At 43.3% G+C, this 13,753-nt stretch carries 10 protein-coding genes; 5 read left to right on the top strand and 5 right to left on the bottom strand.

The window, feature by feature from the left end; genetic code table 11:
- Positions 1-3: 3 nt before the first annotated feature.
- The gene (mrdA, locus tag ACX6CI_RS13415; RefSeq protein WP_458774152.1) at positions 4-1,881 is read left to right on the top strand and encodes a penicillin-binding protein 2; all 1,878 of its coding nucleotides are present in this window, start codon (positions 4-6) and stop codon (positions 1,879-1,881) included.
- Positions 1,882-1,937: 56 nt separating this feature from the next.
- Positions 1,938-3,065, top strand: a complete 1,128-nt coding sequence (gene rodA / locus ACX6CI_RS13410) for a rod shape-determining protein RodA (RefSeq protein ID WP_458774151.1) — start codon at positions 1,938-1,940, stop codon at positions 3,063-3,065.
- 4 nt (positions 3,066-3,069) lie between these two features.
- Here the strand turns inward: rodA and hemH are convergent, their stop codons facing one another.
- The gene (gene hemH, locus ACX6CI_RS13405) at positions 3,070-4,029 is read right to left on the bottom strand and encodes a ferrochelatase (protein ID WP_458774150.1); all 960 of its coding nucleotides are present in this window, start codon (positions 4,027-4,029) and stop codon (positions 3,070-3,072) included.
- Positions 4,030-4,335: 306 nt separating this feature from the next.
- On the opposite strand from hemH, the gene ACX6CI_RS13400 reads away from it, so the two are divergent.
- Together ACX6CI_RS13400 and polA are read left to right on the top strand one after the other, a co-directional pair.
- Positions 4,336-4,869 carry a cold shock domain-containing protein gene (locus ACX6CI_RS13400; protein ID WP_458774149.1) on the top strand — a complete coding sequence of 178 codons (534 nt, stop codon included), beginning with the start codon at positions 4,336-4,338 and terminating at the stop codon, positions 4,867-4,869.
- Between the two features lie 228 nt (positions 4,870-5,097).
- Positions 5,098-7,767 carry a DNA polymerase I gene (gene polA / locus ACX6CI_RS13395; protein WP_458774148.1) on the top strand — a complete coding sequence of 890 codons (2,670 nt, stop codon included), beginning with the start codon at positions 5,098-5,100 and terminating at the stop codon, positions 7,765-7,767.
- A gap of 51 nt (positions 7,768-7,818) precedes the next feature.
- On the opposite strand, the gene ACX6CI_RS13390 is transcribed toward polA, so the two are convergent.
- Entirely contained in the window at positions 7,819-9,114 is a 1,296-nt protein-coding gene (locus tag ACX6CI_RS13390; protein ID WP_458774147.1) for a citrate synthase, read from the bottom strand.
- Positions 9,115-9,823: 709 nt separating this feature from the next.
- Here ACX6CI_RS13390 and ACX6CI_RS13385 point away from each other — a divergent pair.
- Positions 9,824-10,513 carry a hypothetical protein gene (locus ACX6CI_RS13385; protein WP_458774146.1) on the top strand — a complete coding sequence of 230 codons (690 nt, stop codon included), beginning with the start codon at positions 9,824-9,826 and terminating at the stop codon, positions 10,511-10,513.
- A gap of 55 nt (positions 10,514-10,568) precedes the next feature.
- On the opposite strand, the gene hflC is transcribed toward ACX6CI_RS13385, so the two are convergent.
- From hflC to ACX6CI_RS13370, 3 genes are all read right to left on the bottom strand, one after another.
- The gene (hflC, locus tag ACX6CI_RS13380) at positions 10,569-11,507 is read right to left on the bottom strand and encodes a protease modulator HflC (protein WP_458774145.1); all 939 of its coding nucleotides are present in this window, start codon (positions 11,505-11,507) and stop codon (positions 10,569-10,571) included.
- 26 nt (positions 11,508-11,533) lie between these two features.
- Positions 11,534-12,658 carry an FtsH protease activity modulator HflK gene (gene hflK / locus ACX6CI_RS13375; protein WP_458774144.1) on the bottom strand — a complete coding sequence of 375 codons (1,125 nt, stop codon included), beginning with the start codon at positions 12,656-12,658 and terminating at the stop codon, positions 11,534-11,536.
- A gap of 177 nt (positions 12,659-12,835) precedes the next feature.
- The gene (locus tag ACX6CI_RS13370) at positions 12,836-13,753 is read right to left on the bottom strand and encodes a rhomboid family intramembrane serine protease (RefSeq protein WP_458774143.1); all 918 of its coding nucleotides are present in this window, start codon (positions 13,751-13,753) and stop codon (positions 12,836-12,838) included.

The raw sequence follows: 13,753 nt of genomic DNA, 5'->3' as shown, positions 1-13,753 counted from the left end.
GAAATGAGATTGAAATTATCCTTTAATGACTCCCAGAAAATTGAAGAACGGGATGAGGGTGCTCTTGACCAGCTGAAGAAGAGGTTGCTGGCAGCCGCTGTAGTTATTTTATTCTTCTTTCTGGTTATTGTACTACGTCTCTGGTTTCTACAGATCACCAGTGGGGAGGAGTTTGAGAAAAGAGCATATGGTAACCGAGTTAGAATACGGCAGCTTGCACCGCCGCGCGGTCATCTGCTCGATCGTTTTGGACGAGAAATTGTCACAAACAGGCCCTCCTTTAATGTTTCCCTTATCCAGGAAGATTCCCACGATTTAAGTGATGTTCTTGAGCGACTAGCCCCGATACTTGAAATGGAGGTTGCAGATCTCTGGGCTAAGGTTCGTGAGGCATCCGGTACACCGCGATATGTCCCTGTTCTCTTGAAAGAAGATATTGACTGGAAAACTCTAGCCTATCTTGAAAATCATAATCATGAATTTTCAGGTATTCGTACAGAGGTACAGCCTGTACGTGTCTATCATTACAATGATCTTGCAGCCAATGTTATAGGGTATCTTGGTTCCATAACTAAAAAAGAATTAGCCACCTCCGATAGAGATGTCTACAGTGGGGGAGACACCATTGGAAAGCGTGGTCTTGAAAGGCTTCGCGAGGATGACTTGCGGGGTGAAAAGGGCCATAGTTACACAGAGGTTGACGCTAAAGGTTTTGAGCAGCAGATGCTGAAAACCGAGGAACCTCTCCCTGGCAGGGAAATTCGTTTGACCCTTGATGTTGATCTTCAGGAGATTGCAGAAAGCTATATGCAGGCAGGTGATAAATCTGGCGCTGTGGTAGCAATGGAGGTGAATACAGGGCGGGTTCTTACCGCCGTATCAGCTCCCACCATACACATTGAGGATTTTGTTGGTGGTATTTCTTCCAAGAAATGGAAGGCCTTACTTGATAATACTAAACACCCTCTTATCAATAAGGTCGCCCAAGCCACCTATCCTCCTGGCTCTACCTATAAAATGGTCACGGCCCTTGCAGGGCTTGCTAAGGGGGTTATTGATGAAGACACAGTGTTCTACTGTCCGGGACGCTACTCTTTTGGTAACAGGACCTATAGGTGCTGGAAGCATAGTGGGCATGGTCCTGTAAATCTTGAAAAGGCAATCGCCCAATCGTGTGATGTATATTTTTATCAGGTAGGCCAACGTGTTGGAGTTGATTCTTTAGCTGAGTATGCAAACAAACTCGGCCTCGGCCAACGTACGGGTATTGAGATGGAATATGAAAAATCCGGTCTTACTCCTACAAAGAAGTGGAAGCTCAAAAACCGAAAATCAAAATGGCAGGAAGGTGAAACCCTTTCAGTTGCAATTGGACAGGGCTTTAATCTCACAAGTCCACTGCAGATATGTCTAATGACGGCAACGCTGGCTAATGGAGGAAAGGTCTACAGGCCACAACTCGTCGAGCAGGTGGTCGACCCTGAAGGCAAAATAGTTGAGAGTTTTAAGCCTGAATTAACCTCTGAATTGACCGGCTATGATCGCTATTTTTCACTGATTAGAAATGGAATGGAACAGGTGGTTCACAGTAAGCGGGGAACAGCGCGACGGGTTGCCATAGATGGTTTACGTATCGCCGGTAAAACAGGGACTGCCCAGGTGGTTAAGATCGCCCAGTACAAGCACCTTAAAGAGGAAGATATTCCGTATAAATACCGGGATCATGCCTGGTTTACCTGTTTTGCACCTGCCGACAACCCGGAGATCGCAGTAACAGTACTGGTGGAGCATGGACTGCACGGTGGTTCAGGTGCTGGCCCCATTGCAAGAGCTGTATTAAAACAATACTTTAGTGGACGTCTTAATCAGATAGTCCAGTAATTACTTCGTTTGATCGATATTATGCGTAAATCAAAAATAATTTCAGGTGTGTGTGTATGTTTCGCGTAGACAGAAGACTATTGGAACACTTTGATATGGTGCTGATGATTCTGATATTTCTTGTCTGTACCATGGCATTTTTTAACCTGTATAGTGCCTCCTCACCACCAAAACTCTATGGCACTCCACCGTACATAAAACAGGCATATTTTTTTCTTATGTGCTTTGCAATCTTTGTCTTTATTATCAGTTTTGACTATCAGGAACTGCATTTCTGGAACTACCCTTTCTACATATCTATAATAGTCCTGTTGTTACTCTCCTACGTCGTTGGGGACTCTGCAGGTGGGGCCCAGCGTTGGATAAATCTTGGATTTTTCAAGTTACAGCCCTCTGAACCCGCTAAGTTGATGTTGGTGATCTCCCTTGCCAGTTACTATTCAAGAAAGGAGATAAATGATGGCTACTCTATTCGAGATCTGGCGGCTCCCATTGCTCTTACTGCACTACCTTTCATCCTGATCCTAAAACAGCCTGATCTTGGTACGGCGCTGATGCTTGGGATCATTTTTGTTACCATGACAGTGTTTGTGAAATTGAAGATGTCTACCTACACCATTTTGGGGTCAGTTGGTCTCGGGCTTGCTGTCTTTGCCTGGGAACGGGTGTTAAAACCATATCAGAAACAGAGAATTCAAACCTTTCTCCACCCAGAAAATGATCCAATGGGGCACGGTTATCAGATAATGCAGTCAAAGATTGCTGTTGGGAGTGGTGGTAAGTTTGGTAAAGGTTACCTCGAAGGCACTCAGGGGCATTTGCATTTTTTGCCTGAACGCCATACTGATTTTGCCTTCTCAGTGTGGGGGGAAGAGTGGGGGTTTGCTGGATCGCTTGTCTTTTTAGGAACATATTTCTTTTTACTGATATGGGGGCTCTATGTGGCTATGAACGCAAAAGACAGGTTTGGGGTTTTGCTTTCCTTTGGAGTGGTGATTTTGATTTTTTGGCAGGCGGTGATCAACCTCTTTATGATTATGGGCTTTTTACCCGTGGTCGGCATTCCGCTGCCTCTGGTGTCCTATGGTGGTTCTTCTCTGCTCACCACCATGGTTGGACTGGCTATTTTGATGAATGTGAGAATGCGTCGCTTTCAACCAGCCATGTCAGAGGGTGGCAGCTGATTGATTAGTCTGTCTCTGCAAGGACGAGATCTTTTAGAGCTTCAATGAAGAGAGGATTTGTATTGAGTGATGCAGACGACCTCAGGTCTATTCCGAGCTCTTTCGCCTCCTCTTTATATTGAATATCAATCTCATAGAGTGTTTCCACATGATCAGAAACAAAACTGATAGGAACCATGAGGATATTTTTGCAACCTTCATCTGCTAAGGTTTGTATCATTTCCGGCGTTGATGGTGAGAGCCACTCGACCGGGCCGCTGCGAGACTGGTAACAGATCTTGCCCTTAATGTTCGTGATTTTCTCAATGGCTGCAATGGTGTTGAGCAAATGATCCACATATGGATCACCTTCTTTTATATAGGATGTCGGCAAACTATGTGCGCTGTAAACGACCTCCACGGCTTGATCGTTAAATCCTTCAAGGCCTGCGGTTATGTTTGCAGCCAATGCCTTAATATATAATGGTTGCTCCGGCCATTCCTTAATGTAGCGTGTCGGCATTGAGGGGGCGATTTTTTCTATACTCTTTTTTACCTCTGAGACAGATGATCCGGTTGTGGCCTTAGAGTAGTGAGGGTAAAGGGTCAGGACTGTAATTTTATCAACACCTTGGTCAAGGAGTTCTGATACGGCCTGATCGGAAAAAGGAGGCCAGTAACGCATGGCGATGGTGACGATGTACGTATCATTGTCCGTGTTGTTTAGGGTCTGTTCAAGGGCTGCAGCCTGGCTCTGTGTAATCTTTTTAAGTGGAGAGGTTCCACCAATCTTACGGTAGATACCTCTCGATTTTGGTGCACGTTTGTGAGCGATATAGCGGGCAATGTATTTCTGGAGAAAGGCGGGGCCTAGTCTGATAATATCCCGATCTGAAAAGAGATTGTTAAGAAACGGTTGAACATCTTCCAGTTTTTCCGGTCCCCCCATATTCAGCAGTATGATACCGTGTTTTTTCTGTTTCATATCTGTTCTCTCGTGGGTTTAGGTGTGATCTTATCTCGGCCAATAACTTTAATACCAAATATATACAAAAGCTATAAAACACTGAAAGGAATTAAAATTTCTTGAAATTTCACTCATTCTTTTGAGGAAAAAAAACGACCCTCCTTGATTAAAACCAACAGGAGAATATAATAGAAGTATAAGCAGGTTGAGCTTGTCCCTGCACAATTCTTTCAGTAGCGGACAGGGTTTCAATCTGGAAGGTTGCACATGTAGTGCATGAGAAAGCAGTGTTCCACACTGTTTAATCACTGATGGAGGAATTATATGGAACTAAAGATCGAAGCCAGAAATGTTGAGTTACGTAAAGGTTGGCAGACTAAGATCGAAGAGGAGCAAAAGAAACTTATTCGGCATTACCCCAATTTCGTTCTCCATTTACGTGTTAGCATCGAGGCAACAACCGCCCATAAGCAGGGTGGCTATGAGATCAAACTTGTTGCAACTGTTCCCAACGACACTGTTGTTGTGAGTAGAAGTTCTGAAATTGTTCGTGCGGCTTTAACCGAGTCGTTTGATGTGCTTGCTTTACAGCTTAAAGAGATTCAGAGGAAAAAACGTAAAAATAAGAAGCAGGCATCAAGTAGTGATCAGTCAGATGGTGTGGGGATCATACGAAAGGTTTCTCCCCATGAATCCTATGGTTTTATTACCTCTGTGGATCAGAGGGATATCTATTTTCATGAAAATTCTTTAAAAAATCTCAGCATAGATGATTTAACTGAAGGTGATAGCGTAATCTTTGGTGAGAGCTATGGAGACAAGGGGCCCCAGGCTACTTGGGTGAGGGCGTCAAATTAGCAATACATACATAATAATTGTATATGGCTCTGGATGTGAATCCAGAGCCTTTTTTTTGCTCAAAATCCATTACTATTCCTTAGTTTCTAGAATACAAACGAGGTAAAACCAGCTATATTTAATGTCTTGCCTGTGAAGGAATGGGATTTCTCTATTACCGCACGCAGTTTGTAGCACAGATCATGAGCAAGTCGAGCTAGAGTAATTAAAAATTAAACGGAGTCGTACGTGAAAGACGAAATATATCTAATTGATGGTAGTGCATATATCTACAGGGCGTACCATGCGATTGCACCTCTTACCAACAGTAAGGGGGTTGCAACCAATGCGGTCCTGGGTTTTGTGAAAATGGTACAAAAGCTCATCAATGATAAGAGTCCAAAGTATTTGGCTATTGCATTTGACGCAAAAGGACCGGTCTTTCGCCACGATCTCTATCCCGAATATAAGGCGAACAGACCGCCTATGCCTGAGGATCTTAGAGAACAAATTCCCTTTATCAAAGAGTTTGTCACTTCTTCAAATATTCTCCTGCTGGAGGAATCTGGTGTTGAAGCAGACGATATCCTGGCATCAATTGCAGATAAATATTCAAGGGATGGCTATAGGGTGGTTATTGTCTCAGGTGATAAAGACCTGTTACAACTGGTGGATAGCAATATCTCTATGTTTGACCCCATGAAGAATAAAGTGATGGATGAGGCAGAGGTTGAGAAAAAGTATGGGGTTCGACCTGATCAACTTCTCGACTTCTTTTCTCTCGTTGGCGATTCAGCAGATAACATACCCGGAGTCCCTGGCGTTGGTCCTAAAACTGCTGAAAAGTTGATTGTTGCGTATGGAAGTCTTGATGGTTTGTATGAACAGGTCGATACGCTTAAAAAATCGAAGATGAAAGAGAAAATCATTGATAATAAAAAGCAGGCCTATCTTTCAAAAGAGTTAATTGATCTTAAAAAAGATGTTGAGGTACCGACAGTTGTTGATAGCTTTAGTTTACCAATTGCAGATGACACGCTCCTGGCAAAGCTTTATACAGAGCTTGAATTCTCTGCGCTCCTAAAAGGGATTGATACTTCTAAAAAAGTTTCTACAGACACCTTTTATTCAGTGACCAAAGAAGATGAGTTAGAAGCCCTTTTAGCTGAGCTTGATAAGGCCGGGATTCTTGTTGTGGATACTGAAACGACCTCTCTTAATGCAAGACATGCAAAACTGGTGGGACTCTCACTTTGCACAAGTCTTGAACGGGCATACTATATACCACTTGGTCATCTGGATGATGAAGGAAAACCTGTTCCAGGTCAGCTTGATGAAAAAATGGTTATGGCAAAGTTGTTACCGTATCTGCAGTCTGAAGGACTTCTCAAGATCGGCCATAATCTGAAATATGATTATACGGTACTAAGAGAACACTCCGGAATTGAGCTTAAGGGGCCTGTTGCAGACACTCTTGTCGCTGCATATCTAACGGAAACCGGCGGCAGATCACTTAAGCTGGACGATCTTTGTCAGGAGCGCGGGCTTAAGTTAACTCCATTTCGCGAGGTTGTAGCTGGAGACAAGAGAGAAGACAGTTTTGCCTATGTTGCAGTTGATCAGGCTGTTAACTACTCTTGTGAAGATGTGTATGGCACTCTGGTGCTGTGGCAGGAGTTAGAAGAAAAACTTGATGCCTGCGGTGTCGCTTCACTGTTTTGGGATGTGGAGATGAAGGTACTTACGCTTCTCGCCAAAATGGAGATAACCGGTATCTGTATTGATCTTGATATTCTCGATTCTCTTTCAGTTGAATTTAAAGAAAAACTCGCCGTGCTTGAAAAAGAAATTTATGCTTTGGCAGGTCATGAATTTAATATTAACTCTCCGCGTCAGTTAGGCACGATTTTGTTTGAAGAGCAGGGACTACCCCATGGGCGAAAGACTAAAACCGGCTATTCAACAGATGTAAAGGTTCTTGAAAAACTCGCCCCCACCCATAGGTTACCAGAACTGGTCCTTCAATATCGGACCACGGCCAAACTCATTTCAACCTATGTTGATAAATTGAGCCAGCTGAAAGATCCGATTACCGGTCGAATACATACCTCTTTTAATCAGGCCGTAGCTGCAACGGGTCGGCTTTCTTCAAGTGATCCAAACCTGCAGAATATTCCTATTCGAACAGAGGAGGGCAGTCGTATCCGAGGTGCATTTGTTCCTGCTGAAGGTATGGTCTTTTTGTCTGCTGATTATTCACAGATTGATCTCCGTGTACTCGCTCACTATTCACAGGATGAGGCGCTCATGGATGCTTTTCGTTCAGGTGCTGATATACATGCAAGGACCGCTGCAGAAATATTCAGTGTATCTTCAATGCTTGTGAATTCGGAAATGCGACGGATAGCCAAGTCTATCAATTTTGGTATTGTGTATGGTATGTCCGCCTTCGGTCTGTCGAATCAGTTAGGGATCAGTCGAAAAGATGCCCAACGATTTATCGATAAGTATTTTAATCTGTATAGTGGTGTCCAGCGGTTTATGGATGACATTGTTCTAACAGCTAGAGAAGACGGCTTTGTTACCACACTTCTTGGTAGACGTAGAACTGTGGCTGATATTCATGCGAAAAACAGGAATCAGCGTGACTTTGCAGAGAGAATGGCGATTAATACCCCAATCCAGGGAACAGCTGCAGATATTATTAAGCTTGCGATGATTCATTGTGATGAGGCGATTCGTGAAAGTAAGTTACAGGCGAGTATGTTACTTCAAATTCATGATGAGCTTGTGTTTGAACTGCCGGAGAGTCAACTGGAAGAGGCAAAGAGCGTTATCAAAGGTGCAATGGAAGGAGCCCTGAAGCTGGATGTTCCGTTGGTGGTAAACTTTGAAGTAGGAACAAGCCTTGCTAAATAGCTGTTGGGGCCAGAGTAATCTGGCCCCTTTAATTCTTTTTTAAATTTTTGTTTAGCGGTCCTTCATAGGAGTAAATACTCTTCTGGTATTTCCTGAGTATATCTGACGCGGACGACCGATTCTAGCGTTTTCCTTATCTTCCTTCATTTCTGTCCATTGGGCAATCCAACCGGGTAATCTGCCGAGGGCAAACATTACGGTGAACATATTTGTCGGGATTCCCATGGCCCTGTAGATGATACCACTGTAAAAATCCACGTTGGGATAGAGATTTCTCGAGACAAAGTAGTCATCGTTGATGGCATGGTTTTCAAGCTCAAGGGCGATATCCAGGAGCGGATCGTTGATTTCCATTTCCTCCATGATATCGGAACACGCTTTTTTGATTATAGTGGCCCGTGGATCAAATGTTTTATAGACGCGATGACCAAAGCCGCTGAGTCTAAATGGGTCATTTTTGTCCTTTGCTTTTTTGATGTATTTTTTATAATCGCCACCATCTTTTTGGATGGCTTCCAGCATTTCAATTACAGCCTGATTGGCTCCACCATGCAATGGTCCCCAGAGTGCACTAATGCCTGCAGAGATAGATGCATATAGGTTCGCCCCGGAGCTGCCTACCAGTCGTACTGTTGATGTGGAACAGTTCTGTTCATGGTCCGCATGGAGTATAAGGAGCTTATTAAGTGCCGCAACAAATTGTGGTTTTATATGATATGGAAGGTTAGGACGGTCAAACATCATATTGAGAAAGTTCTCACAATAGTTGAGTCGCGGACTTGGGTATACCAGTGGATGGCCTATACTCTTTTTGTAAGAGAAGGCTGCGATGGTACGGGTTTTAGCAAGTAGGCGTGCAGCTGTTACGGTGATCCCTCCATATGGGTCATCTTCATCATCCATTTCCGGGTAGTAGTTATGCAGGGAGTTTACTGTGGTAGAAAGGATTGACATTGGCGAAGCGTTAGGTGGAAAATGATCAAAAAAGTGGATCATATCTTCATGGAGAAGTGCGAATCTTCTCATGTCATGTTTAAAACCTTCGAGGGCATCAAAGGTTGGTAATTCACCATGGAGAATGAGATAGGCCACTTCGGTGAAAGAGCAATTTGCGGCCAATTCCTCAATTGCGTAGCCTCGATAATCAAGAATTCCTTTCGCACCATCAAGATATGTGATAGATGATGTGGTAGCACCTGTGTTCATGTAGCCACTATCAAGCGTGATATAGCCGGTCTGTTTTAAGAGGGTCCGAATATCTATAGCTTTGTCTCCGCGGGTGCCTTTGATAAGTGGTAGCTCGTAAGTTTCTTCTCCAATGGTAAGTGTTGCAAATTCTTGTGACATAAAAATCCTCTGGTTAATGGAACAATATAACAAAATCAGAATGATGATTTCTGTTTCATGAAATATTTGATAACAGGTTGGGATGGTTTCCCGGTAACATGAAAACAGTGTTGCGTTTTAGTGCCTTATTCCTGAAAGCCTGTCACAAAAACAGGTAGCATAGACTCCGAGAAACTCAGGAACTGTTTTTGAAATCCTAAGTTTAATCTTACTCCCGTGGCACATATACCCCTTGTGGGGTGTTAGTACCCTGTAAATTCATTCGATGACGCTGTTCTTCTTTTTAAGAATGAATTGAGCGAAAGTACATATCCTGGCTTGTTTCTCGTTTACCAGGTTTAAACTACGGAGTAGGGTAAAAAAACCGGAAGGAACTTTCAAACGCCCATCAAATGCCGAGTTACTTTCGCGGCATGATTTTGTGGTTGGATTGACCTAAAGGAAGAGACTATACACTATATTGAATTTTTACGCAAATCGGGAAAGGAATTGGTTTTTGTAATGCCTTGATGTACAGGAGGTACAAAGCGAATGTTCTGAAAAGATGCGGTTTTTTACTGCCTTACTTTTGAAAGCCTGTCATAAAAAAACAGGTAGCGTAGACTTCGAGAAGCTCAGGAATTGTTGTTGAAATTTTAGATTTAATCATCCCCCCAAGGCACTTATACCCCCTTGTGGGGTGTTAGTATGCATTAAGGAGAGAGTTACAGTGAAGGATGAAAAGAAAATATTACTAGATGAGATTGAGCTCTATGTTAAATATGCTGTAGGGGAGCAGGATCTCGAAACTGCACGGGGGCTTATCAGTTCCTATTGTGAAAGTGAGCGAATTTTACGACTGTTGAGGGAATATTATACCGTTCTCCCTGAAGCAAGAGAGGAGCCTGTTTGCAAAGTGAGCTGCCTCATGGAGCAAGGTGGTGTTGGTCTTTTTGTTATTGTTACAACTGACTATGCCTATATGTACGTTGTGTCCCCCGAGGAAGTGCTCCTTATTTGTGAATACCTAAAAGAAATACCTGTTGAAGTGCTTTCCTTTTTTGGTTTCAGTTCCCAGGCTGAATTTATAAAACAGTGTCCTCAGGTAGATGAACTTGAGCCGTATGTCCTCGATGACGATGGGACTGATACGACTTGTCCAGCTTGCGGGGTCGTCGACGGGGAAGAACATATACTCGGCTGTGTTATTGAGATCTGCCCATGGTGCGCCGGGACATTGAGTAAGTGTAATTGTCGATTTGAACAGCTCAAGGTTGATGAGATTGAAGATGACGAACAGCTGGAGGAATTTAACGATCTGCTCACGGCAAAAGGGAGAATTCCCTACGTTAAAGAGCAGAAAGTTGCGTATCCTGGGACGAGTGAAGGGCTTGATGCAGAAGGTGGGAGCGAGCAGTAACAGCGGAAAAAAATCCTGAGGTGTGATGATCACACCTCAGGATTATGAATAACTACTATTTACCATCGACAGATTTTAGATACCTGTAGAGGTCTGAGTCTGAGGAAAGAATGAGAGAGCTGTTTTTACCTACAATAGAGGAGTAACTCTCAAGAGTTTTCTGGAAGGCGTAAAAATCAGGATCTTGTGAATAAGCATCACCGTAGATTTTGGTAGCCGCTGCATCAGCCTTACCCTTAATGGTTACTGCTTCCTTATTAGCACCTGAGATGATTTCTTTTAGTCTACGGTCCACAGTACCAAGAATCTCAGCCTTTTCACCTTCACCCATTGATCTTTTTTCTGCTGCAATACGCTTTCTTTCAGAGATCATACGGTCATACACCTTGAGTCGTACTGACTCAATGTAATTTACCCTTTTGATCATAACATCGATAAGCTCAATACCGTATTGGGGGGTGACTTTGGAGGCAACTTCGAGAATTTGATTTGCAATCTGATCCCGTCCGTTTTCAGGTTTACGACCGATGGCAGCAGCAGATGTTGATTCTGACATGGTTTCTCTGGACCAGTCAGAACTTCTGATAATTTCAATAAGATCATTTTTGTTGACCATATCGCGAACGGTACCGTCGATAATATCACTCAAAAGAGATTGGGCGCGCGCCTGATTATTTACCGCTTGAAGAAACTGCAGGGCATTGGTAATACGCCATCTTGCTGTAACATCAAGGTAGACAAATGTTTTATCGTTTGTTGGGATCTGGTTAGGATCTCCGTCCCAGATGAGAATTTTCTTCTCGAAAACCTCTGTATGCTGAATAAATGGCATTTTAAAATGTAATCCAGCTTCCGTTACAGGATCACCCACTGGCGCACCAAATTGAGTGATAACTACCTGCTGTCCCTCTTCAACGATGAAAAAGCCGTCATAGACAATAACAATTGCCAGAAGAACGAGACCAACAAGGAGAAATTGTGCTATCTGTTTCATATTTATTTCCTTTATGTAGTTTCTATCTATTTAGGTTGATTAGCAATTCCTGCAGCTGAGGTAATATTCATCAGTGGAATTGGTGATTGTTGATCCTTGTCGATCACATAAATAGATTCTACGTTTGGCAATATCTGTTTCATGGTTTCAAGGTACATACGTTGGCGTGTTACATCAGGAGCATTTTTATACTCTTTGAGGATATCGGTAAAACGTTGGGTTTCACCCTGTGCGTCATTTATACGCTGAGCCTTGTACCCGTATGCCTGTTCAATAATTTTCTTCGCATCACCCGCAGCTTTTGGGATAACCTTGTTGAATGTTTCCTGGGCTTCATTCACAAGGCGCTTCATATCCTGATCCGCCTCATTAACCTCATTAAACGCTGGTTTAACAGTCTCGGGTGGATTGATGTCCTGGAATTGAACTGTTCCAATGTTGACACCTGGCATTCCTGTTGGGAAGAGTCCGTTGAGTTCATCCTGGAGTTCATTCTTAACAGATGCAGCCAGAAGATCACGGTTACTGAGAACATAATCAAAGTCCATGTTACCTACGATTCGTCTTGTAACACTTTCAGACATATCACGAATGGCCTGGCGAACATTGGCTACCTTAAATAAGTAGGCGTATGGGTCAGCGACACGGTACTGAACAATCCATGCAACGTTGATAACGTTTTTGTCAGCGGTTAGCATTAATGATTCCATATCATAGCCGCGGCGATCAAATGTTGCCTGCTGACCTGGGAACCGACTTCTAAAGCCAAATTCTTCCTTTCTGATGTTTTCAACATCAACCTTGTATAGCTTATCAAGGTAAGGGATTTTGAAATGCAGTCCTGGCGGGGTGGTTCGTGAGTACTCGCCGAGGCGCAAAACAACACCTACCTCACTTGGGGCAATCTTGAAAAATGAGGAGTAGACACCCTGAAGAACGATGATCACAAGTCCTACAGCGAGTAGTTTGCCGATGCTTGCAAAAGGGTTTGAGGGGCCTGATGGTTTCTCAGGTGTTTCTCCTGGTGGAGATGGCTTTTTGTTGTCAGCAAAAAAATCCTGAAGTTTGTTAATCAGTTGTGCGACAACTTCTTCCGGGGTTTGAGGTTTATTTTTCTTCCCCCAAGGAGGCTGTTGATCCTGATTGGACATAGATGGTCTCCTGCTCGTCAATGTATTAAAGTTTATGGAGTAGGGAACTGAGCACTTCTAAACAATATAGTAGTGTGTTCCCCAAATATTCATTACTCAGTCAACTGATAAGATTAATAATTCATTGACCTGATTGCAATCTCAATCGTCATTTAATTCATCAGTAGGTTGGCTTATTTACAAACTTGCAAGCGCAGTGCGCCAACAAAGCAGAACTATACAGTAGGAGAGAAGTGCAAGTACGGTCTGAAAAATGATGGAACCTCGCCATGTTTTAAAACCATTAAGCTTAACAATGTTACCAGCAATCAGGCCACAGAGAAGACCAAAAAGATGTCCCCCAAGGTCAGTTCGTTCACCGCTTGACCCAAGTAACGCAAGAAGAGACAGGCCGGCCATCACAGGCATGAGCAGCGGCAGGATTGATTGTTTTGATTTTCCTGCAAAGCCAATAACGCAGAGCATGCCGATAACCACAAAGACAGAAGTTGAAAAACCAACAAACAGATGGCCAGGTCCCCTCAGAAACACATTGATAAAGTTTGCGATACATGAACTTATGAGCACCGTGAAGAGGCCAATACCGTTTCCTGTGGAAAGTAAAAGAAAGTGAAGGAGAAATCCGCCTAAAAAACAGTTTCCCATAAGGTGCACAGCGTCAGCATGGAGAGTAAGTGCAGTTATAAGTCTATAGTACTGGTGGGAAGCAAATACTGCTGTTGAGTCTCCAGCTCCTGCACTAAACAGTCTACCATGTTCACTCCATTCACCACTTAAACCATAGATGTACACAAGGCTTGCAATTACTATTGGTGTCATAGCCCTGAAAACAGGAGAGTAGTCATCGTCCGATCGTTGAGGTGGCCAGTGAAGATTTTCTTCTTCGTAATTATCAAGCTCTTCTCTTGCTTGATTTAAAACGTCAATGTGGACGTATATTTCTATATGATTGTCTGATATGAAGTTAATCCGGTGGGAAATTCCTGCGGCAGACAGGATAAGCGAAGTAGTATTGAGTTCTTCTCTATGGGTCAGCGATCTGAGCCGTACTTCAAGGGCAGTTTTTTCTTTGGTAGACTGTTCGGTTTGATTCAT

It is taken from the genome of Desulforhopalus glucosivorans (genome assembly GCF_054397165.1).
This window is presented reverse-complemented; position numbering and strand designations above follow the sequence as displayed.

Bases quoted from the DNA above. Each gene is read 5' to 3' on its own strand.
- ACX6CI_RS13400 (WP_458774149.1), top strand. From the start codon at position 4,336: ATGGAACTAAAGATCGAAGCCAGAAATGTTGAGTTACGTAAAGGTTGG.
- hflC (WP_458774145.1), bottom strand. From the start codon at position 11,507: ATGAAACAGATAGCACAATTTCTCCTTGTTGGTCTCGTTCTTCTGGCA.
- mrdA (WP_458774152.1), top strand. From the start codon at position 4: ATGAGATTGAAATTATCCTTTAATGACTCCCAGAAAATTGAAGAACGG.
- ACX6CI_RS13370 (WP_458774143.1), bottom strand. From the start codon at position 13,753: ATGAATCAAACCGAACAGTCTACCAAAGAAAAAACTGCCCTTGAAGTA.
- ACX6CI_RS13390 (WP_458774147.1), bottom strand. From the start codon at position 9,114: ATGTCACAAGAATTTGCAACACTTACCATTGGAGAAGAAACTTACGAG.
- hemH (WP_458774150.1), bottom strand. From the start codon at position 4,029: ATGAAACAGAAAAAACACGGTATCATACTGCTGAATATGGGGGGACCG.
- hflK (WP_458774144.1), bottom strand. From the start codon at position 12,658: ATGTCCAATCAGGATCAACAGCCTCCTTGGGGGAAGAAAAATAAACCT.
- rodA (WP_458774151.1), top strand. From the start codon at position 1,938: ATGTTTCGCGTAGACAGAAGACTATTGGAACACTTTGATATGGTGCTG.